Consider the following 19,819-nt stretch of genomic DNA (forward strand, 5'->3'; position numbering starts at 1 on the left):
GGATCACTCCTCGGGGCCGCGTTCGTCGTGCGGGGTCAGCCGGCGAGGTGCTCGACCGTGTAGTCGATGGCGCGGATGAGCTGACGGACGTCGTCGGGCTCGATCGAGACGAACGTCGCGACGCGCAGCTGGTTGCGACCGAGCTTGCGGTACGGCTCGGTGTCGACGATGCCGTTCGCGCGGAGGCTCTTCGCGACGGCGGCCGCGTCGACCGAATCGTCGAAGTCGATCGTGACGACGACGGGGGAGCGGTCGGCCGGGTCGGAGACGAACGGGGTCGCGAAGGACGCGGCATCCGCCCACTCGTACAGGGCGCCCGAGGACTCCGCCGTCCGGGCGCCCGCCCAGGCGAGGCCGCCGTTGCCGTTGATCCACTGCAGCTGGCTGTCGAGCAGCTGCAGTGTCGCGATGGCGGGGGTGTTGAGCGTCTGCTGCAGGCGCGAGTTGTCGAGCGCGTTCTTCAGGCTCAGGAACTCGGGGATGTACCGACCGGATGCCGCGACGCGTTCGATCCGCTCGATGGCGGCCGGCGACACCGCGGCGTACCAGAGGCCGCCGTCGGAGCCGAGGTTCTTCTGAGGCGCGAAGTAGTAGACGTCGGCCTCGGCGATGTCGATGTCGATGCCGCCGGCGGCGCTCGTCGCGTCGATCACGGTGAGGGCGCCCGGGTCGCCGTGGACGCGCGAGATCGCCGTCGCGACACCTGTGGAGGTCTCGTTGTGGGCCCAGGCGTAGACGTCGACGCCGTCGACGGCTTCGGGCTTCGCGCTCGTGCCGGGCTCGGCGCGGCGCACATCGGGGGCCTCGAGCCAGGGGGCGGCGGCAGCCGCGGCGAACTTGCCGCCGAACTCGCCGAACACGAGGTTCTGCGCCCGCTTCTCGATGAGCCCGAAGGCCGCAGCGTCCCAGAACGCGGTCGATCCGCCGTTGCCGAGGATGATCTCGTACCCCTCGGGAAGTCGGAACAGCTCGGCGAGACCGGAGCGGGTGCGGCCGACGAGGTCCTTCACGGGTGCCTGGCGGTGCGAGGTGCCGAAGAGCGATGCCCCCTGGGTGACGAGCGCCTCGAGCTGCTCGGCACGGACCTTGGACGGGCCGCAGCCGAATCGTCCGTCGACGGGCAGGATCTCGCGGGGAAGGGTCACAGTCGCCATGGCGAGAAGTCTAAGGCGCAGGCCCCGGCGGCTCCGGTTCCATGACGCTCCGCGACCGGATGCCGGATAGGCTGGGAACGCACTGTCTCCCGCGCGAAAAGGCCTTCATGACCGACCTCATCGACACCACCGAGATGTATCTGCGCACCATCCTCGAACTCGAGGAAGAGGGCATCACGCCCCTTCGTGCGCGCATCTCCGAGCGCCTCGGCCACTCCGGCCCCACGGTGTCGCAGACGATCGGCCGTATGGAGCGCGACGGTCTCGTCGTCGTCTCAGAGGACCGCAAGCTCGAACTCACCGACCCGGGCCGGCAGAAGGCCGTCGACGTCATGCGCAAGCACCGTCTCGCCGAGCGCCTGCTGTCGGACGTCATCGGCCTCGACTGGGCATACGTCCATGAAGAGGCGTGCCGCTGGGAGCACGTCATGAGCGAGCTCGTCGAGCGTCGGCTCATCGAACTCCTCGACCACCCGACCGAGTCCCCGTACGGCAACCCCATCCCGGGCCTCGACCAGCTGGGCGACGTTCCGGCCAACGCGTTCGACAACGGCGTGGTCGGCCTCGTGCGTCGGCTGAACGACGCCGGCGGGCCGGTGACGGGCAGCATCCGTCGTCTGGCGGAGCCGATGCAGGTCGATCCCGAGCTCCTGACGCAGCTGCGCGACGCGGGTGTGGTCCCCGGGCGCACCGGCTCGTTCCGCTTCAACGAGGGGTACGTCCTTGTCGAGATGGACGGTGTCGACGAGGCGCTCGAGCTCCCCGTCGAGGTCGCCTCGCACATCTTCATCGTCGACGCGCGCGAGATCTGAGCCGTCGCCGCGGCCCCGCTCACAAGAGCGGGAGCGTGACTTATTCGTTACCTTCCGGTAGCCTCGGAGGGTCCATAGGCGAGAAGCCCGCCACGGACCGCCTCGCGAGTTGCCTCTCCGGCTCGTCATTCGCCTGGTGTCCCCTACATCCGTGCCCGACACGGAGTGCCGACGAGCCAGCATCCTCACCCGCGGATGCGGAGGCGCTGGAGGACAGCTTGGCTGAAGAGTTCCACCCGTCGAACGAGATTTCTGAGGCATCGACGGCCCCCCGCAGAGGTCGCTTGAGCAAACGTGTCGCCGCCACGGCGCCCGCCACCCGCTCGACGTCCCCGCGCCCTCACCCCGTCCGCAGCTTCCTGACCGTCGCCGCCGTCGCCGGCATGGTCGCGACCGTCGCGATCCCGGCGTTCGCCGCCGCCGATCGGGGCGACGTCGCCGAAGCGCGCACGCTGCAGCAGGTCTCGGCCGACGACGCACAATCGCTCGTCGTCGCATCCGAAGGCAGCCCCGAGACCCTCGCGCGCGGTGGGTACTCCGCCACGACTCCCGAGGAGATCGAGGCAGCGAAGGCGAAGGAGGCCGCAGAGAAGGCCGCCAAGGCCGCGCTCGCAGCCCGACTCGCGTCAGCCTCGTCCTCGTCATCGTCGTCGCGCAGCTCGTCGAGCTTCTCGTCCTCGGTCCCGCTCGTGTCGCCGGGCTCGGGCACGGTCCGCCGTCCGCTCGCGCACTTCAACAACTTCGGCACGCCCTACGCGGGCCACAAGGGCACCGACTACATGGTCGGCCGCGGCGAGCCGATCTACGCCGTCGCCGACGGCACCGTCGTCGCGTCCTCCGAGTCCGGACCGGGCTGGGGTGTGTACGTGAAGATCGCTCACAACATCGGCGGTGTGCGGGTGACCTCGCTCTACGCGCACATGGACTGGGGCACGCGTCGCGTCTCCGTCGGCGACAAGGTCTCGGTCGGCCAGTTGATCGGCCAGGTCGGTTCCACGGGCCGTGCCAACGGCACCCACCTCCACCTCGAGATCCGCATCAACAACGGGTACACGAACGCCGAGTCCTGGCTGCAGGCCAACGCCGGCTGACGAGACACACAGTCATCGTTCTGCTGATGTTCGCCCTGGGGCATCCCGGCGTGTAATACCCTGACCCCGACGCTCGTTCGAGCCGAGGGGAGCCGTATGGACATCCAACCCCGCATTCGCAACCGGAATGCGCTAGGTCGGCATGTGCTGCGGCATCGTGTGCACGATTGCCACGACGTCGGTCGTGCGAATAAGGCGCTGTCTTCATGACGGCGCCTTTTTTCGTACCCGCACCCCTCTCGACCCGGACCGCGTCGACGACACGGAAGGCCGTGAAGCCGTCTCGGCCGTTCGAGAGGACACCCCTATGCGCACCCTGGTGCTGAATGCAGGTTACGAACCCCTGGCCGTCATCTCCTTCAAGCGAGCCCTCGTGCTCGTCATGACCGAGAAAGCCACCATCGTCGAACGCGTCGAAGAGGACCCCGTCTGGGGGACCCGCGACGTGTACGACCGTCCGGCCGTCATCGTGCTGACCCGCTATGTGCGGATCCCGGCCGGCCGGCGGGTCCCGGTCACCCGCCGTGGCGTGCTGCGTCGCGATGGCCACCGGTGCGCGTACTGCGGCAAGAGCGCGTCGACGATCGATCACGTGCTGCCGCGGTCGCGCGGCGGAGCCGACTCGTGGGAGAACCTCGTCGCGGCGTGCCTGCGCTGCAACAACGTCAAGGGCGACCGCACCCCGCAGGAGATGAACTGGGAGCTGCGATGGATGCCGCAGCCCCCGCGCGGAGCCGGCTGGCGCGTCCGCGGCACCGAGCGCACCGATCCCGCGTGGGAGCCGTACCTGGCGCTGGCGGCGTAGCGCCCAGGTCAGACGCCGGATTCGACCCAGGCGTAGGGCAGGAACTTGCCGTCGATCGTGATGACGACCCGGTCCCCGTCGGGGTGTGCGACACGATCGAGAGAGATGCTGCAGTTGATCGCGCTCATGATGCCGTCGCCGAAACGGTCGTGGATGAGGGCTTTGAGCGCGGGCCCGTAGACCTGCACGAGTTCGTGGAAGCGGTAGATCGTCGGGTCGGTAGAGAGATCTGCCTCGGCGGCGCGGTTCGGCTGGCGGGTGAGGGCGTCGACGAGCGCGGCGTCGAGTCCGAGGGCGTCGCCGAGGCGCTCCGCTTCGGCCGGGGGGAGGGCGTGCATCCCGAGAACGGCCGCGGCGGTCCACACCGGCGGACGGCCGATGAGCTCGCTCACCGCGTCCCACGAGAGTCCGCTCTTGCGTCGCACCTCGTCGATGGCGGCACCGGCGGCCTGCTTGCTGATGATCTGGGGGAGCGTCATGACGTGTCCTCTCGTCGGTTCGTTCCATCGGACCAGTCCCGGAGCGTGAGGCGGCAGGAAGAACGCGCACGGATGCCGTCGTTGTGCGCACGTGTGACACGGTCGAAACGCGCGCGACGCGCCAGGGCAAACCTCGGTGCCTAGCGTGGGCCCATGGCGGCGATCGAGCGGTGGATGCAGGCGGTGGTGGATGCCGTCCCGCAGCCGCTGTGGGTCATCGGACCCGGTGGCGCCGTCGCCCACCTGAACGAGGCCGCCGGGCGGTTGCTCGGATACTCCGATCCCCGCCGGGTCGTGGGAGGTCCGAGCCACGAGGTGCTGCACGGGCATCGCGCAGACGGCTCCGCCTACCCCGCGCACGAGTGCCCGATCGTCCACGCGGCGGATCACGGCGGTGACCCGCGGGGCAACGAGGTGTTCGTCACCCGCGCGGGACGGCCGCTCGACGTCGCGTGGCAGGTGGCGGAACTGCCCCTGCCCGAGCATCGACTGCTGTCGTTCGAGCCGCAGGCGCAGGTTCCGGCGATGCGCGGGGTGCCGTCGGCATCCGCTCTGCGTGCGCAGATCGCCGCGCGGCACCGCGACCCGGAGTTCTGCGTCGACGTGCTCGCGCGGGATGCGCACGTGTCCGTGCGGACGGCGCAGGCCGTGCTGGGGCGCGAGGGGGAGAGCCCTGCGGCGCTGATCCGCGAGTACCGGCTCGGGAGCGCGCAGGGGCTGCTCCGCGACGGGATGCCGGTGGCCGCCGCGGCGTACAGTGCCGGCTTCCGCGATCCGGACACCTTCGCGCGCGCGTTCCGGCGCCGGTTCGGTGTAGCGCCGGGAGCGTTCGCCCGCGACGCGGGCTGAGCCCCGGCATCTGGCCTGTGCGTTGACGCGGGTTGTGGGGAGTGCGCCCGCGCGGGAGACCGCTCGCGTAGCGTGAGGGGCTCGATCGAGACCGATGCCCCGTAGGAGCTTCATGGATACGACGACGGTGGTAATACTCCTGATTCTGGGATTCCTCGTGGTGGGCTTGGCTACCTGGGTGGTGTTCTCGCACCGCCGGCACACGCGTCGATTGGCGGGTCTCGCCGAGACGGCTTCCGCCGAGCGCCAGCAGTGGGAGATGCATCTGCAGCAGGTCGTGCAGGAGGGTACGGCAGCGCATCTCGCCGATGTCGCGGCCGAACGGCGGGAGAAGGAGGAATCCCAGGCTCTCGTCGCTCGCTACCACCAGGCCTACACGGCGTCCCTCAAGTGGGAGGTGGGGAGTCGGGCGAAGCTCCTGGAGATGGTGTCGGCGCACGGACTGGACGGCGTCTTGTTCTCGGGGATCGTCTTCGCCACGGGTGGCCGGGAGCAGCCGAAATATGTGACGCAGCTCGATCATGTGCTGCTCATGGACGATCGCGTGATCGTGATCGAGGCGAAGAACTGGAAGGGTGTCGTGTTCGACGGGGTCGCTCCGTCGTCCGTGCACGCGGCGTTCGGCGCGCTGATCGACGCCGGTTCGGACGGCGAGTTCGCCATCCAGGTGCGGCGAGAGGATCAGGGAACGGGGCTCTCGATCACACGGCACCCGGACCCGAGCGGTACCTCGGAGAAGCACTCCGTGGCTCCGCGCGTGCAGGTCCGAAGGCAGGCCTTCGCGCTGCGCCGGCTCATCGAGGCCAGGACCGGTGAGGACCTCAGCATCGACGCCTGCGTCTTCTACTCGCACAAGAGCGTCCGACTCTTCACGCCGCGGAAGGGGGCACCGTCACGGACGCCGTACACCCCGGTCTTCGATACCGCGGGTATGCGCGCCCACCTCGGCGCGCTCGGACCCGGTCGCATCGGACCGGGCCTCATCGAGCGACTCGCGCCGGGCCTGGCCTCGATGGCGACGGATGCGACGGGCGTCGGTGCGTACGCCGAGGAGTGGCAGAGCGTTCTCGACGCCGTTCAGGGTGAGCAGGTGGACTGAGGCTCGGCATCCGCTCGTTCGGAGTGGGGGAAAGCGGGCGCGGGCGATGTCGGAACCCGTGCGTATCTTCGACGTAGACGGCTTGAGTCGTTCGAACAAAGCTTCTACCATGTCGAGGTGAGATCCATCGTGCGCGACACCGCTACCGCCCAAGAGGTGCAGCGGCTGCGCGCGCAGATGGCTCAAATCCAGGGGCGCAAGCTCGAGGCGCCGCCCCTTCCCACCCATCCTGCCCTGGCCGAACTGCTGCCGGGCGGGGGGCTGCGGCCGGGATCGTCGTATTCGATCGGCGGCTCGATGTCGTTGCTGTTCGGCCTGTTGGCGCAGCCGTCGCAGACCGGCAGCTGGTGCGGGGTGGTCGGGATGCCGGGGTTCGGCGCCGAGGCGGCCGAGAAGGCGGGCGTCGACCTGTCGCACCTCGTGCTGATCCCCGAGCCGGGTCCGCGCTGGCTTGCCGTGACGGCGACGATCGCCGACGTGCTGCCGGTCGTCGCGGTGCGGCCGCCGACTCGGGCGAAGGATGCCGAGATCTCGCGGCTCGCGGCGCGCATGCGCGAGCGCGGCGTGGTGCTGCTCGTGCAGGGGCCGTGGCCGCAGACCGAGGCGATGATCGATGTGACGGATGCCCGGTGGTCGGGCCTCGGCGACGGCTACGGCGTGCTGTCGGATCGGGAGCTGACCGTGACGGTCACGAGCCGGCGTTTTCCGGTGCCGCGGTCGTCGCGGATGCTGCTGCCCGCCCCCGATGGGGCGATCGCGGTGCGCGAGCAGCCCATCGCCCCGGTGGTCGACCTGCCGATGCGGGCGGTGAGCTGATGGATCCCGCACTCGTCGACACCGGGATCGAGCCGGTGCGGAGCCTCGTCGTCTGGGTGCCCGACTGGCCGGTGGTCGCGCTGGGTCTCGAGGGGCTCGCCGAGGCCGAGGGGCCGATCGCCGTCTTCGCGAAGGGGATGGTCGCCGCGACCTCGCCGGCTGCGCGGGCGGACGGGGTGCGGCGGGGGATGCGGCGCCGCGACGCGCAGGCGCGATGCCCGCAGCTCCAGGTCGTCGACGCCGACGACGCGCGCGACCACCGCACGTTCGCCCCGCTCATCGCCCGGCTCGAGGAGATCGCCCCGGGTGTGCAGCTGCGCGAGCCGGGGCTGTGCGCCCTGCGGGTGAAGGGCCCCGCGCGGTTCTACGGCGGCGAGGCGGGTGCGGCGACGGCGCTCACCGGCGCGCTCGCCGAGCTCGGCGTGAACGATGTGCGCGCGGGGGTGGGGGATGGTCCGTTCACGGCGGAGCAGGCCGCCCGCACCACGGGCCCGGACGCCCCGATGCGGATCGTGCCGCCGGGGGCGGCTGCCGCGTTCCTCGCGCCGCTGCCGGTGACGGCGCTCGAGGACGAGTCGGTCGCGAGCCTGTTCGCGCGTCTCGGCATCCACACCCTCGGTCAACTCGCCGCACTGCCGCCCGCCCGGCTCATCGAACGGCTCGGACCCCGCGGGGCGCGACTGCACGCCCTCGCGTCGGGGCTCGACTCGCAGCCCGTGCAGCCGCGCACGCCGCCGCCCGAGCTCGAGCGTGAGGTCAGCTTCGAGCCGCCGCTCGAGATCGCCGATCAGGTGGCGTTCGGCATCCGTCTCGCCGCGGAGCAGTTCATCTCGGGGCTCGGCGCCGTCGACCTCGTCTGCACCGAGCTGCGCGTCGCGCTGACGGGGGATCGCGGCGACCACAGTGAGCGGGTGTGGCTGCATCCGGGGGCGTTCGATGCGGCCGCGGTCGTCGACCGGGTGCGGTGGCAGCTCGCGGAGCGAGGGCTCAAGAGCGCCGTCGCGAAGGTGCGGATCGTGCCCGAGAAGGTGGACGCGGCATCCCATCACGTGACAGGTCTGTTCGGCTCGGGGCCCGAGGAGCGCGTGCACTCGGCGCTCTCGCGCGTGCAGGCGATGCTCGGACATACCGGCGTCGTCACCCCGCAGGTCGGCGGCGGACGGTGGCTCGCCGAACGGCAGGTGCTCGTGCCGTGGGGGGACCGCGCCGTCATCGCCGAGCGGGCGCGGCCGTGGCCGGGGAGCCTGCCCGACCCGCTGCCAGCGACCGTCTTCCCCGAGCCGGTCCCGGTCGCCGTCATCGATCGCGACGACGACATGGTCGCCGTCGACGGCCGCGGCGAGCTGACGGCCGAGCCGATCGCGCTGATCCTGCCGGGAGCGCCGGACGCATCGGGGGCGCGGAGGCCCCGGCATCCGCGTCGCATCGCCTCGTGGGCAGGACCCTGGCCCGTCATGGAGCGGGGGTGGGATGCCGCGCGCACCCGTCGCGCGCACCGGTTCCAGGTGGTCGACGAGGCCGAGACCGCGTGGCTGCTGGTGTGCGAGGAGGGCGTCTGGCACGCCGAGGGCAGGTACGACTAATGGGGTGGGGCAACAACCCGTCGGTCTCGTGGTCGGAGATGGAACGGATCCTCAGCGACCGGCGGCGACCCGAGGGGGCACCGGCGGGCACCGACGGCGGCGACAGTCCGGCGTGGTCGCACAAGCGTGGAAAGTACCGCACACCCGAGATCGAGCGGCCACTCGACGCGGTGCCGTACGCCGAACTGCACGCGCACTCGTCGTTCTCGTTCCTCGACGGGGCGTCCTCGCCCGAGGATCTCGTCGAAGAGGCGGAGCGCCTGGGCCTGCACGCCCTCGCGATCACCGACCACGACGGGTTCTACGGCATCGTCCGCTTCGCCGAGGCGGCCGAGCACCTGCAGCTGCAGACCGTGTTCGGGGCGGAGCTGTCGCTGGGTCTTCCCGGTCCGCAGAACGGCGAGCCCGACCCGCACGGACGGCACCTGCTCGTGCTCGCCCGCGGCGAGGAGGGGTACCACCGGCTCGCCGCAGCGATCACGCACGCGCAGCTGTCGGGTGGCGAGAAGGGGCGCCCGGTCTACGACCTGCACGACCTCGCCGATCGGGCCGGCGGGCACTGGCAGGTGTTGACCGGATGCCGCAAGGGCGCCGTCCGGCAGGCGCTCGCCGTCGACGGGCCGGCCGCCGCGGCGTACGAGCTCGACCGGCTCGTCGACCTGTTCGGGCCCGAGCGGGTCGACGTCGAACTCATCGATCAGGGCGCACCGACGGATTCGCGCGACAACGACGTGCTCGCCGCGCTCGCCGCCGAGCGGGGGCTTCCGGCCGTCGCATCGAACAACGTGCACTACGCCGTGCCCGAGAAGGTGCACCTCGCGGCAGCGGTTGCGGCGGTGCGGGCGAACCGCGGGCTCGACGAGCTCGACGGCTGGCTGCCTTCGCACGCCAGCGCGCACCTGCGGTCGGGGGCCGAGATGGCGCGGCGGTTCCGGCGGTATCCGGGCGCGGTCGAGCGCACCGTCGAGCTCGCCGACGCGCTCGCGTTCCCGCTGCGACGGGCCAAGCCCGCGCTGCCGAAGATGCAGGTGCCCGAGGGGCACACGCCGATGACGTGGCTGCGGTACCTGGTGTGGGAGGCCGTGCCTCGCAAGTACCCGGATGCCACCGATGCGAACCGTGCGCGCATCGAGAAGGAACTCGGCGTCATCGAACAGAAGGACTTCCCGGGGTACTTCCTCATCGTGCACGGCATCGTGCAAGAGGCGCGGCGCCGCGGCATCCTGTGTCAGGGGCGGGGGTCCGCCGCGAACAGCGCCGTCTGCTATCTGCTCGACATCACCGCGATCGACTCGATCTTCTACGACCTGCCGTTCGAGCGGTTCCTGTCCGCGCTCCGCGATGAGGAGCCCGACATCGACGTCGACTTCGACTCGGACCGGCGCGAGGAGATCATCCAGTGGGTCTACGAGACCTACGGACGGGAGCGAGCGGCGCAGGTCGCGAACGTCATCCAGTACCGGCCGAAGAACGCGATCCGCGACATGGCGAAGGCGCTCGGGCATTCGCCGGGGCAGCAGGATGCCTGGTCGAAGCAGGTCGAGCGCTGGGGTGCGATGCTCGACACCCCGGGCAACCACGACATCCCCGATCGGGTGATCGCGTACGCGGGTGAGCTGTTGAAAGCGCCTCGGCACCTCGGCATCCACTCGGGCGGCATGGTGCTGACCGATCGTCCGGTCGGCGAGGTCGTGCCGATCGAGCACGCGCGCATGGAGAACCGCACCGTCATCCAGTGGGACAAGGACGACGCCGCGTGGATGGGGCTCGTGAAGTTCGACCTGCTGGGGCTCGGGATGCTCGCCGCTCTCCAGTACTGCTTCGACATGATCGAGGTGGCGACGGGGGAGCGGTGGAGTCTCGATGCGATGCCGAAGGAGGAAGCGGCGGTCTACGACATGCTGTGTCGCGCCGATTCGATCGGGGTGTTCCAGGTCGAATCCCGCGCGCAGATGGGGCTTCTGCCCCGTTTGCAGCCGCGGAAGTTCTACGACCTCGTGGTCGAGATCGCCCTCATCCGACCGGGGCCGATCCAGGGCGGCGCGGTGCATCCGTTCGTGCGTCGCAAGCTCGGCGACGAGCCGATCACGTACGCGCACCCGAAGCTGAAGCCGGTGCTGGAGCGGACCCTCGGCATCCCGGTGTTCCAGGAGCAGCTCATGCAGATGGGCATGGCGATCGGCGATCTGTCGGGGGAGGATGCCGATCTGCTCCGCCGCGCGATGGGATCGAAGCGCGGGATCGAGCGGATTGATTCGTTGAAGAAGAAGCTGTACGAGGGGATGGAACGGAACGGCCTGACGGGTAAGGCCGCCGACGACATCTACGTGAAGATCCAGGCGTTCGCGAACTTCGGCTTCGCCGAGAGCCATTCGCTGTCGTTCGGGCTGCTCGTGTACGCGTCGTCGTGGCTGAAGCTGCACTACCCGGCGGCGTTCCTCGCGGCGCTCTTGCGAGCGCAGCCGATGGGCTTCTACTCGCCCGCGACGCTGACCGCCGACGCGCGACGGCACGGGGTCGAGGTGCGGCGTCCCGACCTGCACGCGTCGGGGGTGGAGGCGGGGCTGGAGCCGGTGTCGGAGGGGGCGACCTACCGCCGCGACCCGACGGGCCGGGACTCGTGCGCCGACCGCATCCAGCCGCCCGTGCCGGAGTTCGACCGGTCGCTGCCTGACGAATCGGCGGCGCATCGGCGCGACGGGAACTTCGCGGTGCGGCTGGGGCTCGCCTCGGTCACGGGTATCGGGGTGCCGCTGGCGACGAAGATCGTGGCGGAGCGGGAGGCATCCGGTCCGTACCGGGACCTGCGCGATCTCGTGCGGCGCACCGGTGCGACGGCGGCGCAGCTCGAGGCGCTGTCGACGGCGGGCGCGTTCGAGAGCCTCGGGATCACGCGGCGCGAAGGCATCTGGTTGGCGGGGGATGCCGCGCAGGACCGGCAGGAGTTCCTCGAGGGATCGCTGGTGTCGGTGCAGCCGCCGCTTTTCCCCGACCAGTCGAGTTACGACGTGCTCGCCGCCGACCTGTGGGCGACGGGGGTGTCGGCCGACGACCACCCGCTGACGCACTACCGCTCGCAGCTCGACGCGCGCGGGGTGATCACCTCGTGCGGCATGCGCGAGCATGAGATCGGTCGGCGCATCGAGGTCGCAGGGTTGGTGACGCACCGGCAGCGGCCGGCGACGGCATCCGGGATCACCTTCCTGAACCTCGAAGACGAGCACGGCGTCATGAACGTGATCTGCTCGGTCGGGGTGTGGAACAGATACCGGCGCATCCTGCGCGACAGTCCCGCCCTCATCGCGCGCGGCATGCTCGAGCGCTCGCCCGAGGGTGTGACGAACCTCGTCGCTGACGGGTTCGAGGACCTGCGAGTGGGAGTGACGCACCGGTCGAGGGACTTCCAGTGACCTGCCTAGGCTGTCGTGATGGACGACCTGGGCATTCGATTCACGATTCTGATCCTGCTGGCGGCGATGGGGGTCCTGCTCATCTGGGTCGCCACCGCAGCAGCGTCGGGGCGGTTGACGCGCAACCACATCGCCGGGATCCGCATCCCCAGCACGATGGCCAGCGACGAGGCATGGCTCGCCGCCCACATCCGCGCGAAGCGTCCCACGGTCTGGGGTGGGGTCGCTGCCCTGGTCGCCGGGCTCTGCGCGTTCCTGCCCGTGCCGACCGAGTCCCTCTCGATCGTGGTGATCGGGGCATCCGTCGTGGTGCTCGCCTGCGTCCTCTACGGCGCACGCGTCGGCAGTCGCGCCGCCGTCGAGGTCGAGCGCGACAAGCGACGGGCTGTCTGATCACTCCCTGCTGCGGGAGACCTGCCACGTCGGGAACGGATCCTCGAAGGTCGCCCATGCCGACGGTCCCGCCGCGAGCTCGTCGTCGGTCAGCGCCGTCTCGTCGAGGGCGGCGCGCAGCGCGCGGTGGTGCAGATCGAGCCCGATGAAGGCGATGTCCTCGCCGACGGCGAGGAGCCCCTCAGCCTCCGCCATCCCGTCGTCCACCTGGACGGGCGAGAAGGCGATCATCGACCCGACGTGATCCCACTGCGCGATGACGTTCGAGCGGGTCGCGAAGCGGCAGAACCCCGCCGAGCGGATGACGGAGCCGAACTCCCCGCTCTCGATCCGTTCGTCGAGCAGAGTGTTCAGACGTCCGGGATGCAGCGGGCGGACGTTCTCGTACCGCAGGGCGCTGATCCGCGGGTCGGTCATGTGCGGCGCGAACTCCCCGTTCAGCAGCTGCACCCATCCGGGCGCGTCCTGGTGGGAGCGAATCGGGATCGGTGCGATGGGCAGCAGATCGACGGCCGGCTGATGCAGACGCAGTCGCGCGGACGGGGCGAGGTGGCTGACCAGCGCCATCGTGATCGAGAGGTCCGGAGTCGACAGTCCCGACCAATTCACGAGCATGATCGTCGACGCGTACTCGAGCTGCTGCACCGCGAGCAGGGCGTGAGCCGTGTAGCGGGTGCGCGGCATCCCGCTGTCGTCGACCTCGGAAGATCCCGCGTAGGTCTCGCGTCGGAGGTCGTCGAGGAGGTGGGGCGCATCGACGACGCACACGACGCTGCGCAGGCGCAGCCCGCTGCCGCGCTCGGCGAGCGTCCCGATGACGTCGAGAATCGAGGCATCCGACGGGAACTCGGCCACGACACCGCTCCCGACGTCGAGCCACGGCAGAAAGGCTGCTGCGCTCGACCCCGGGTCCTGCGGGGCGAGTCGGGATGCCGCGAGGAGGGGCCTCGACGTCGCCTGGCTCAATCGCGCCGCGTAGCGCGCCCGCTCGGGACCGCATGCTCCCATCACGGCGATCACGTCCGTCTCGATCATCCGACACCTCATTCCATCCCGGCGTGTGTAGCCTTGATGATAACCGTTCTCAATTAGGAGTGTGTCATGAAGGTCCGAGCGTCCCTGAAGTCCCTGAAGAAGCAACCCGGCGCGCAGGTCGTCCGCCGACGCGGGCGGGTGATCGTCATCAACAAGCTCAACCCGCGGTTCAAGGGCCGCCAAGGCTGACGCCGGCCCGGCGTGCTGGGCCGGCGTCACCTGGTACTGACCCGCTGATCTCGGGGCCGCGCCTTACCCCGCCGCGGCGCGCCGCCGCTGCACCGCATCCACGATCACGTCGACCACGACGAACGCGGCGAGGGTCCACCCGACGAGCGGCAGCGCGAGCCCGACCAGCACGCCGCCCGCGACAACGGCCGTGACGCCCCACCAGGGGGCACCGTCGAGCACGCCGCGCCGCGGCGGCATCCCGACCCGTGCGGCCTTGGTCGGCCGCCGCTTGACCCACATGACGTAGCCGAGCACGACCATGCCGGCGATCGAGAGGGCGAGCAGGAACATGACGATCTGGTTCGCGAGTCCGAACATGACGCCCATGTGGATCGCGACGCCCCACGAGGCGAGCTTGGCCGGCAGCGAGAAGTCGGCGAAGTCGACACGGTCGACGGTCTGCAGCGTCGTGCCGTCGATCGCGACGGCATCGAGATGGCCGGGGAAGCCGCGGTCGATCTCCTGCACCTTCCACGCCTGATCGGCCGCGGCGGGCGGCGTGATCTGCACCATCCCCGTATCGATGTTGACCTTGCGGGCCGCCGCGAGCACGTCGTCGAACGTGTTCGGGTCGACGGTGAGTGCAGCGGATGCCGCGCCGTGCCCCGCGTGCTCATCCCCGCCGCCGGCCGCTCCGCCGAGGCTCGTCGACACGGCGGGCGTGGTCCAGTCGAGCGCGGCGCGCAGGTTCGTGACGTTCTGTCCGCCGTAGGTCGACCACGTGATCCCCGTCGCAGAGAGGAACACCGCGCCGAGCGCGATCCAGATTCCGAGCGAGGTGTGCCAACTGAAGAAGCGTCGGTACCCGGTGTAGGCGCGCGCCGGCCGGACGAAATCCTTCTTCGTGCGCGCCGTGCGGATGCGGATGACCCACATGATCACCCCGGCGACGACGACGATGCCGAGCCACGATGCCGCGAGCTCGCTGTAGAGGCGGCCCGGGTCGCCGAGCCCGAGGCTGCGGTGGGTGTTGCTGATCGCGGTGCGAAGTGGCAGCGATCCGCTCGTACCGTAGACGGTCTCGTCGCCGCGGACCTCACCGGTGCCGGGGTCGACGAACACGGCACGCGACTCGCTCTCACCGAGGCCGTCCTGCAAGAACATGACGCGCGTCGTGTCGCCCGGCTCGGGAGCGGGCCGCACGGCCGACAAGGTCGCGGCGTCACCGACGTGCGCTTCGGCGATCTCGACCTGCTGGCCGAGGCTGACCTGCGTGTCCGTGATCGGCGCGTGCAGCTGCCGCGCGTACACGGCCTGCTCGATCGTCGGGGACAGGGCGTAGAGGGCGCCGCTGAGCGCGGCGACGAGGATGAACGGTCCGACGAGGATGCCGGCGTAGAAGTGCAGACGCACGAGGAAGGCGCCGAACCAGCCGGGTCGTCGGGCGGGTCGGGCGGTGGCGGGTGGGGTGGGCAGGGTGGCGGTCATGATTGCTTTCGAGAAGAAGGGTGCGGCAAGAGGGCGCGCCGATGACACGGCGCGGCGCACCGCGGCATCCCCCGTCGAGAGCGGACCGGCGGCGCGCGTCAGATCGCGAGTGCGCGCGGGGGACCGCGGCCGGCCGCGACACGGACGGCGACCGATCGCAGCACCGGGACGTCAGCGGACGCGGGTGCCGGAGTCGGACGGTCGACGGCCTCGAGAGCGAGGACGGCGGTGAGGATTCGGCGGCGCACCCACCGGGCGATCTCGGCCGCGACGGCGAGCAGGCGCTGCGCCGCGCGTTCGCCGCGGTGCAGCAGCGCGATGGTGAGGACGGCGGCGAGGCCGTGCATGGCCCACATGAGCGGGTCGGCGCAGATCGCCGCGGCGGTGCTCCCGGCATCCGTCATCAACGCCATGTGGTGCTCGTGCGGCATCGCCGACGGGGTGATCGTGCCGATCACGAAGAGGGTGTGGAACAGCAGCTGGCTGCCGGTGACCGCGAGCGCCAGGCGGGGGAGCGAGAGGCGTCGCCCTGCGAGCGCCGTGCAGACGAAAAGGGACAGGGCGAAGGGGACGGCTATGCCGAGCCAGCCGGGGACCTGTCCGCCGCCGGCGACGTGCGAGAGCAGTGCCGCCCAGGTGGCGACGGATGCCGCGAGTGCACCGCGAGCGACGCGGGAGACTCGGGACGGACGCACGGCTCCATTGTGACAGGGACAGGAGCCCTTGCGATGTGGACCGCGCTGCGCAAGCCCTGGGGAGAAGCCGATGGGCGCGGTTACCGTGAGAGGACTTTCACCGGTCGGAGGGCATCATGACGAACCAGGCGCAGCGGAACGACGCGGTCCAGCGCAAGCAGATGGGCTCGGGCGCGTTCATCGCGATCTTCATGAGCCTCGTGTTCCTCGTCGTCGCGGCGGGTTTCGCGATCCTCGGGGTGCTGTTTATCACGAACCCGATGCCGGTCGTCGTGCTCGGCGTGCTGATGCTGATCGGTGCGGTGGCCGTGCTGGTCCTGTCGGGCGCGTGCATCGCCGCGTCGGTGCGGACGCTTCGGGCGCCGGCGAAGGCTAAGCAGCGCGTCGAGCGCATGGCCTGACGCGCGCGGAGCGACGTGCCATGATCGTCGCATGCTGGCTGAGATCTTCGAGGTACTCGGCGACGCGCTCGTGGCCGTCGGCGATGTTCGGCGGGGTCCGCGGCACGTGCACAGCCGGATCCGGCTGACACGCGGCGAGATCGAGGGTCTGTCGTCGCGGGAGGACGTGGGCGGGGAGGTGGCGATCGACCATCGCACGATCGCCATCAACGACGTGACCCTCACGGGCGTCGCCATCGCGCCGCAGCCGCTTCGCATGTCGTACCTCGACGACATTCAGCAGGGAGCTCAGGTGGTCCGCATCGAGTTCGACGGCGGCGCCGCCGAGTGGACCATCCCCGAATCGACCAACCTCCGAAAGCTGCAGAAGCGCATCGGCGCCTCGTTCTGAGACGCGGGACGCGCTTCTGAGCGCACGAAAGCCCCGGACCGCGCGGGTCCGAGGCTTTCGAGAAGCGTCTGGTCAGACGGCCTGCGCAAGCGCGAAGCCGACCGATCCGTCCTCTTCGAGACGGGCGTCGAGGATGCGGTCGTCGAGCGCGACGCTCGCCGTCGGCGCGACGAACACGCGAGCTCCATCGCTTTCGACGACGGTGTCGCCGTCGGCCGGAGCGGGAGCGAGAGACAGTGCGTACCCGTTCTGCGGGTCTGCGGCCTCGGCGATCCGGAGTCCACCGGTCTCGGTGGGGATCTGGGTGGCGAGGCTCTTGACGGCGGTGCTGGCGTTCTCGGTGAGAGTGAGCATGATGCTCCCTTCCGTGGATTGCGGGCGTGAGCGGGCAACGATGCCGAGAATCGGATGCCGCCGCAACCGCTGACACACCATTCCCGCGCACTCACACGGCTTACGGAGGTTCGCACATCATCCCCGCGGCGTACCCCGGATCATCATGCGGGCCGATTCGCCCGTGAGGCCGCACGGCTTGACTCGAGTCATGACCCACACTCGTCTCCGTCTCGCTGCCGCCGCCGGCCTCGTCGCCCCTCTGCTCGTGCTCGCGCTCGCCGCCTGCAACCCGATGGACACTCTCGAGAAGGTGCACTCCGAAGAGTTCGCCGATCGCGCCGCCGCCGCGGAGGGGTGGGTCGGTGTCGAGATGCCCGCGTGGATCCCCGCAGGCGCGACGTCCGTGAAGAACACCGCGACGACCAACGAGACCAACGCCGTCATATCGGTCGAGGGCGGAGAACTCGAGGACTGCGCCGAGATGGACCGCCGTGGTCTGCCCTTCGACAGCCGGTACGGCAGCCTCGGCGAGCCGCTGCCGGCGACCGTGTTCGCCTGCGGACCGTACGAGGTCGTGAAGACCGATGCCGGCTGGCTCGGCTGGTTCAACGCGACCGAGAAGGGGCAGACGCCGGCCGAGGCGTGAGCGTCAGCTCGCCCGCATCCGCTCCCGCAGGTCGGTCGCGTCGGATGCCGGGGAGCGCCCGTACGCGGAGCGGTAGTCGCGCGAGAAGTGCGATGCGCTGACGTACCCGACAGCGGCGCCGGCCTGCGCGGCGGTGTCGCCATCGGTGATCAGCAGGCGTCGTGCCTCGCCGAGGCGTAGCCGCTTCAGATACCGCATGGGCGTGAGGCCGGTGAGTTCGCGGAAGCGACGGCTCACCGTGGTCGGGCTGGCGCCGACGGATGCCGCGATCGCGCCGAGCGTCCACGGCTCGGCCAGCCGGCGGGTCAGTGTCGTGATCGCGGCGGTGATGATGTCGGCGTTCGCGTGGGTCGCCGCGGCGAGCACGCGCGCGGCCTGGTCGCTCTGCAGGAGGCGGACGATGAGCTCGCGGTTCAGCAGCGGCGCGAGGACGCCGGCTTCGGCGGGGGCGTCGAGGAGCGCGAGCATCCGGTCGACGACGTCGGCGATCTCCGCCGTCATGGTGCCGAGCCGCTCTGGCGCTTCGGGCGCGGCGGGCAGCGGTAACTGTCCGGCGACCTCGGCGACGACGGCGGGGTCGATCCGCCAGTTGACGGAGACGAAGTCGCCCGCCGGCCCGGTCTCGGTCACACGGGCGAATAGGGGCAGGTCGACGGGCGTGATGAGGAAGCGCTCAGGACCCCATTCCTCACCCGCCGCGGAGTCGTCGCCCGAGACCTTGCGCCCCGCGAGGACGACCGAGACGCACGGCTTGTACTGCACGAACATCGTCGGGCTCGGGGCGTTCGTGCGACCCAGGATCAGCCCGAGCGACTCGGCCGCGGCGACGCGGTCGATGTGCCGTCGCACGCGGTCCGCGGCGCGGTCGAGGCTCGTCCGGGTCCGCTCGTCCATGTGCCCATTGAAGCGGATGCCGGGCCTCCCGGCTCCGGCAGGGTCGCCACGACCGGGAACCGGCAAGCATCCGACCGGATCAGGCAACCCGATCGGGCGCCCGCCCGTCACGGTGGAGGAATGACCACGAACCTCCTCACCCTTCCTCGCGACCAGCGCCTCGCCGGTCGCACTGCCATCGTCACCGGATCCTCGAGCGGCATCGGCGAGGCGATCGCCCACGTGCTCGCCGCCTCGGGCGCGCATGTCGTCGTCCACGGTCGCGACGTCGGCCGTGCCGAAGCCGTGGCCGCGGCCATCGCGGACGGCGGGGGCGCGGCATCCGTCGTCACCGGCGACCTGGCCGAGAGTCCCGCCGCCGCGCGGGCGTTCGCGGCGCAGGCGACCGAGGCGTTGGGCGGCCGTGTCGACGTGCTCGTGAACAATGCGGGGATCTTCCCGATCGGTCCGACGCCGGACCTGTCGGACGACGACGTGGCCGCACTCCTCGCGACGAACGTGCGCGTGCCGCACGACCTGGTGGGCGCGCTCGCTCCCGGGATGGTCGCGCACGGGTCGGGCGTCATCGTGAACATCACCTCGTGGATGGCGCACATCGGCACGCCCAACGTCGGGCTGTACCCGGCGACGAAGGCGGCGCTCGAGCACCTGACCCAGGCGTGGGCCGCCGAGTTCGGTCCCCGCGGCGTGCGGGTCAATGCCGTCGCGCCGGGAGCGATCCTCACCCCCGGCAACGCGGCGGCACTCGAGATCCTGAAGATGATGACGGCGGTCTCGCCCGCGGGGGAGCCGGGGCGGCCGATCGACATCGCGCACGCGGTGCGGTTCCTCGCGTCGGACGAGTCCGCGTACGTGCACGGTCAGGTGGTCAGCATCGACGGCGGGATCGTGGCGGCGCGGGTGGGGTGATCGGCGGTGCGGTCGTCGGCGGCCCGCCGCGGGTGAGATGGTTGACCTGTCGACGAGACGGAGGACACCGTGGCACGCAAGACGACTCTGGTGGCGGGTGCGCTGGCGATCGCGGCGCTGATGCTGGCAGGCTGCGCTCCCGAGCCGTCCCCGACGCCGACGATCTCATCGCCCTCGCCGAGCGCGTCGTCGCCGAGCCCGACGATCCCCAGCCCGACGATTCCCAGCCCGACGCCGAGCGGTGAGCCGACGCCGGCGACCCCGAGTCCGGGCGTCTCGCCGACGACCCCGCCGGCCGGTCCGCCCGCGACGCGTCCGGTCGAACCCCCGAACGGCACCGATCCTGATGGCGACCCGGATGC

Annotated in this window: 22 protein-coding genes; 14 read left to right on the forward strand and 8 right to left on the reverse strand. The window is 70.7% G+C overall.

Annotated features, from left to right (window positions below; translation table 11 throughout):
- Positions 1 to 35: 35 nt before the first annotated feature.
- Positions 36 to 1,154 (reverse strand): phosphoserine transaminase, encoded by a 1,119-nt coding sequence (serC, locus tag Q9S78_RS08575; RefSeq protein ID WP_311869988.1) that lies wholly within the window; start codon positions 1,152 to 1,154, stop codon positions 36 to 38.
- A 107-nt stretch (positions 1,155 to 1,261) separates the two neighbouring features.
- On the opposite strand from serC, the gene Q9S78_RS08580 reads away from it, so the two are divergent.
- From Q9S78_RS08580 to Q9S78_RS08590, 3 genes are all read left to right on the forward strand, one after another.
- Complete coding sequence (locus Q9S78_RS08580) at positions 1,262 to 1,966, forward strand: iron-dependent transcriptional repressor DtxR (RefSeq protein ID WP_018188570.1); 705 nt, start codon at positions 1,262 to 1,264, stop codon at positions 1,964 to 1,966.
- A gap of 284 nt (positions 1,967 to 2,250) precedes the next feature.
- Positions 2,251 to 3,057, forward strand: a complete 807-nt coding sequence (locus Q9S78_RS08585; protein WP_311857435.1) for a M23 family metallopeptidase — start codon at positions 2,251 to 2,253, stop codon at positions 3,055 to 3,057.
- Between the two features lie 307 nt (positions 3,058 to 3,364).
- On the forward strand, positions 3,365 to 3,862 hold the full coding sequence (locus Q9S78_RS08590) for an HNH endonuclease (protein WP_311857433.1): 498 nt from the start codon (positions 3,365 to 3,367) through the stop codon (positions 3,860 to 3,862).
- An 8-nt stretch (positions 3,863 to 3,870) separates the two neighbouring features.
- Here Q9S78_RS08590 and cynS read toward each other — a convergent pair whose 3' ends face one another.
- Complete coding sequence (gene cynS / locus Q9S78_RS08595; RefSeq protein ID WP_018188567.1) at positions 3,871 to 4,341, reverse strand: cyanase; 471 nt, start codon at positions 4,339 to 4,341, stop codon at positions 3,871 to 3,873.
- Positions 4,342 to 4,494: 153 nt separating this feature from the next.
- On the opposite strand from cynS, the gene Q9S78_RS08600 reads away from it, so the two are divergent.
- From Q9S78_RS08600 to Q9S78_RS08625, 6 genes are all read left to right on the forward strand, one after another.
- Positions 4,495 to 5,190 (forward strand): helix-turn-helix transcriptional regulator, encoded by a 696-nt coding sequence (locus Q9S78_RS08600; RefSeq protein WP_311869989.1) that lies wholly within the window; start codon positions 4,495 to 4,497, stop codon positions 5,188 to 5,190.
- A 112-nt stretch (positions 5,191 to 5,302) separates the two neighbouring features.
- Positions 5,303 to 6,289, forward strand: coding sequence for a nuclease-related domain-containing protein (locus tag Q9S78_RS08605; RefSeq protein ID WP_176770667.1), 987 nt, complete (start codon positions 5,303 to 5,305; stop codon positions 6,287 to 6,289).
- Between the two features lie 129 nt (positions 6,290 to 6,418).
- The gene (gene imuA', locus Q9S78_RS08610) at positions 6,419 to 7,105 is read left to right on the forward strand and encodes a DnaE2-dependent mutagenesis accessory factor ImuA' (RefSeq protein WP_018188564.1); all 687 of its coding nucleotides are present in this window, start codon (positions 6,419 to 6,421) and stop codon (positions 7,103 to 7,105) included.
- Positions 7,105 to 8,688, forward strand: coding sequence for a DNA polymerase Y family protein (locus Q9S78_RS08615; RefSeq protein ID WP_311869990.1), 1,584 nt, complete (start codon positions 7,105 to 7,107; stop codon positions 8,686 to 8,688). The genes imuA' and Q9S78_RS08615 overlap by 1 nt, the downstream gene beginning before the upstream one ends.
- Complete coding sequence (locus tag Q9S78_RS08620; protein WP_311869991.1) at positions 8,688 to 12,098, forward strand: error-prone DNA polymerase; 3,411 nt, start codon at positions 8,688 to 8,690, stop codon at positions 12,096 to 12,098. Before Q9S78_RS08615 ends, Q9S78_RS08620 begins: the two co-directional genes overlap by 1 nt.
- Positions 12,099 to 12,116: 18 nt before the next feature.
- Complete coding sequence (locus tag Q9S78_RS08625) at positions 12,117 to 12,491, forward strand: SdpI family protein (RefSeq protein WP_311869992.1); 375 nt, start codon at positions 12,117 to 12,119, stop codon at positions 12,489 to 12,491.
- On the opposite strand, the gene Q9S78_RS08630 is transcribed toward Q9S78_RS08625, so the two are convergent.
- Positions 12,492 to 13,526, reverse strand: a complete 1,035-nt coding sequence (locus Q9S78_RS08630; RefSeq protein WP_311869993.1) for a GTP-binding protein — start codon at positions 13,524 to 13,526, stop codon at positions 12,492 to 12,494. It abuts the gene before it with no gap.
- 66 nt (positions 13,527 to 13,592) lie between these two features.
- On the opposite strand from Q9S78_RS08630, the gene ykgO reads away from it, so the two are divergent.
- Complete coding sequence (ykgO, locus tag Q9S78_RS08635; RefSeq protein WP_311869994.1) at positions 13,593 to 13,715, forward strand: type B 50S ribosomal protein L36; 123 nt, start codon at positions 13,593 to 13,595, stop codon at positions 13,713 to 13,715.
- A 63-nt stretch (positions 13,716 to 13,778) separates the two neighbouring features.
- Here the strand turns inward: ykgO and Q9S78_RS08640 are convergent, their stop codons facing one another.
- Both Q9S78_RS08640 and Q9S78_RS08645 read right to left on the reverse strand, forming a co-directional pair.
- The gene (locus Q9S78_RS08640; RefSeq protein WP_376716538.1) at positions 13,779 to 15,185 is read right to left on the reverse strand and encodes a PepSY-associated TM helix domain-containing protein; all 1,407 of its coding nucleotides are present in this window, start codon (positions 15,183 to 15,185) and stop codon (positions 13,779 to 13,781) included.
- 98 nt (positions 15,186 to 15,283) lie between these two features.
- Positions 15,284 to 15,880: a hypothetical protein gene (locus tag Q9S78_RS08645; RefSeq protein WP_311869996.1), complete on the reverse strand. Its 597-nt coding sequence runs from the start codon at positions 15,878 to 15,880 to the stop codon at positions 15,284 to 15,286.
- Positions 15,881 to 15,996: 116 nt separating this feature from the next.
- Between Q9S78_RS08645 and Q9S78_RS08650 the strand changes: the two genes are divergently transcribed.
- Both Q9S78_RS08650 and Q9S78_RS08655 read left to right on the forward strand, forming a co-directional pair.
- Positions 15,997 to 16,281 (forward strand): hypothetical protein, encoded by a 285-nt coding sequence (locus Q9S78_RS08650; protein WP_311869997.1) that lies wholly within the window; start codon positions 15,997 to 15,999, stop codon positions 16,279 to 16,281.
- Between the two features lie 31 nt (positions 16,282 to 16,312).
- Entirely contained in the window at positions 16,313 to 16,672 is a 360-nt protein-coding gene (locus tag Q9S78_RS08655; RefSeq protein ID WP_311869998.1) for a hypothetical protein, read from the forward strand.
- A gap of 72 nt (positions 16,673 to 16,744) precedes the next feature.
- Here Q9S78_RS08655 and Q9S78_RS08660 read toward each other — a convergent pair whose 3' ends face one another.
- Positions 16,745 to 17,026, reverse strand: coding sequence for a HesB/IscA family protein (locus Q9S78_RS08660; RefSeq protein WP_116228728.1), 282 nt, complete (start codon positions 17,024 to 17,026; stop codon positions 16,745 to 16,747).
- Positions 17,027 to 17,216: 190 nt separating this feature from the next.
- Here Q9S78_RS08660 and Q9S78_RS08665 point away from each other — a divergent pair, with 190 nt between their 5' ends.
- Positions 17,217 to 17,654 carry a hypothetical protein gene (locus Q9S78_RS08665; RefSeq protein ID WP_311869999.1) on the forward strand — a complete coding sequence of 146 codons (438 nt, stop codon included), beginning with the start codon at positions 17,217 to 17,219 and terminating at the stop codon, positions 17,652 to 17,654.
- A gap of 3 nt (positions 17,655 to 17,657) precedes the next feature.
- On the opposite strand, the gene Q9S78_RS08670 is transcribed toward Q9S78_RS08665, so the two are convergent.
- Positions 17,658 to 18,548 carry an AraC family transcriptional regulator gene (locus Q9S78_RS08670; RefSeq protein ID WP_311870000.1) on the reverse strand — a complete coding sequence of 297 codons (891 nt, stop codon included), beginning with the start codon at positions 18,546 to 18,548 and terminating at the stop codon, positions 17,658 to 17,660.
- Positions 18,549 to 18,668: 120 nt separating this feature from the next.
- On the opposite strand from Q9S78_RS08670, the gene Q9S78_RS08675 reads away from it, so the two are divergent.
- Entirely contained in the window at positions 18,669 to 19,457 is a 789-nt protein-coding gene (locus Q9S78_RS08675; RefSeq protein WP_311870001.1) for an SDR family NAD(P)-dependent oxidoreductase, read from the forward strand.
- Here Q9S78_RS08675 and Q9S78_RS08680 read toward each other — a convergent pair.
- Positions 19,409 to 19,795: a hypothetical protein gene (locus tag Q9S78_RS08680; protein WP_311870002.1), complete on the reverse strand. Its 387-nt coding sequence runs from the start codon at positions 19,793 to 19,795 to the stop codon at positions 19,409 to 19,411. The genes Q9S78_RS08675 and Q9S78_RS08680 overlap by 49 nt on opposite strands.
- Positions 19,796 to 19,819 lie beyond the last annotated feature (24 nt).

Source organism: Microbacterium aquilitoris, from assembly GCF_031932285.1.
GTDB classification, from domain to species: domain Bacteria; phylum Actinomycetota; class Actinomycetes; order Actinomycetales; family Microbacteriaceae; genus Microbacterium; species Microbacterium aquilitoris.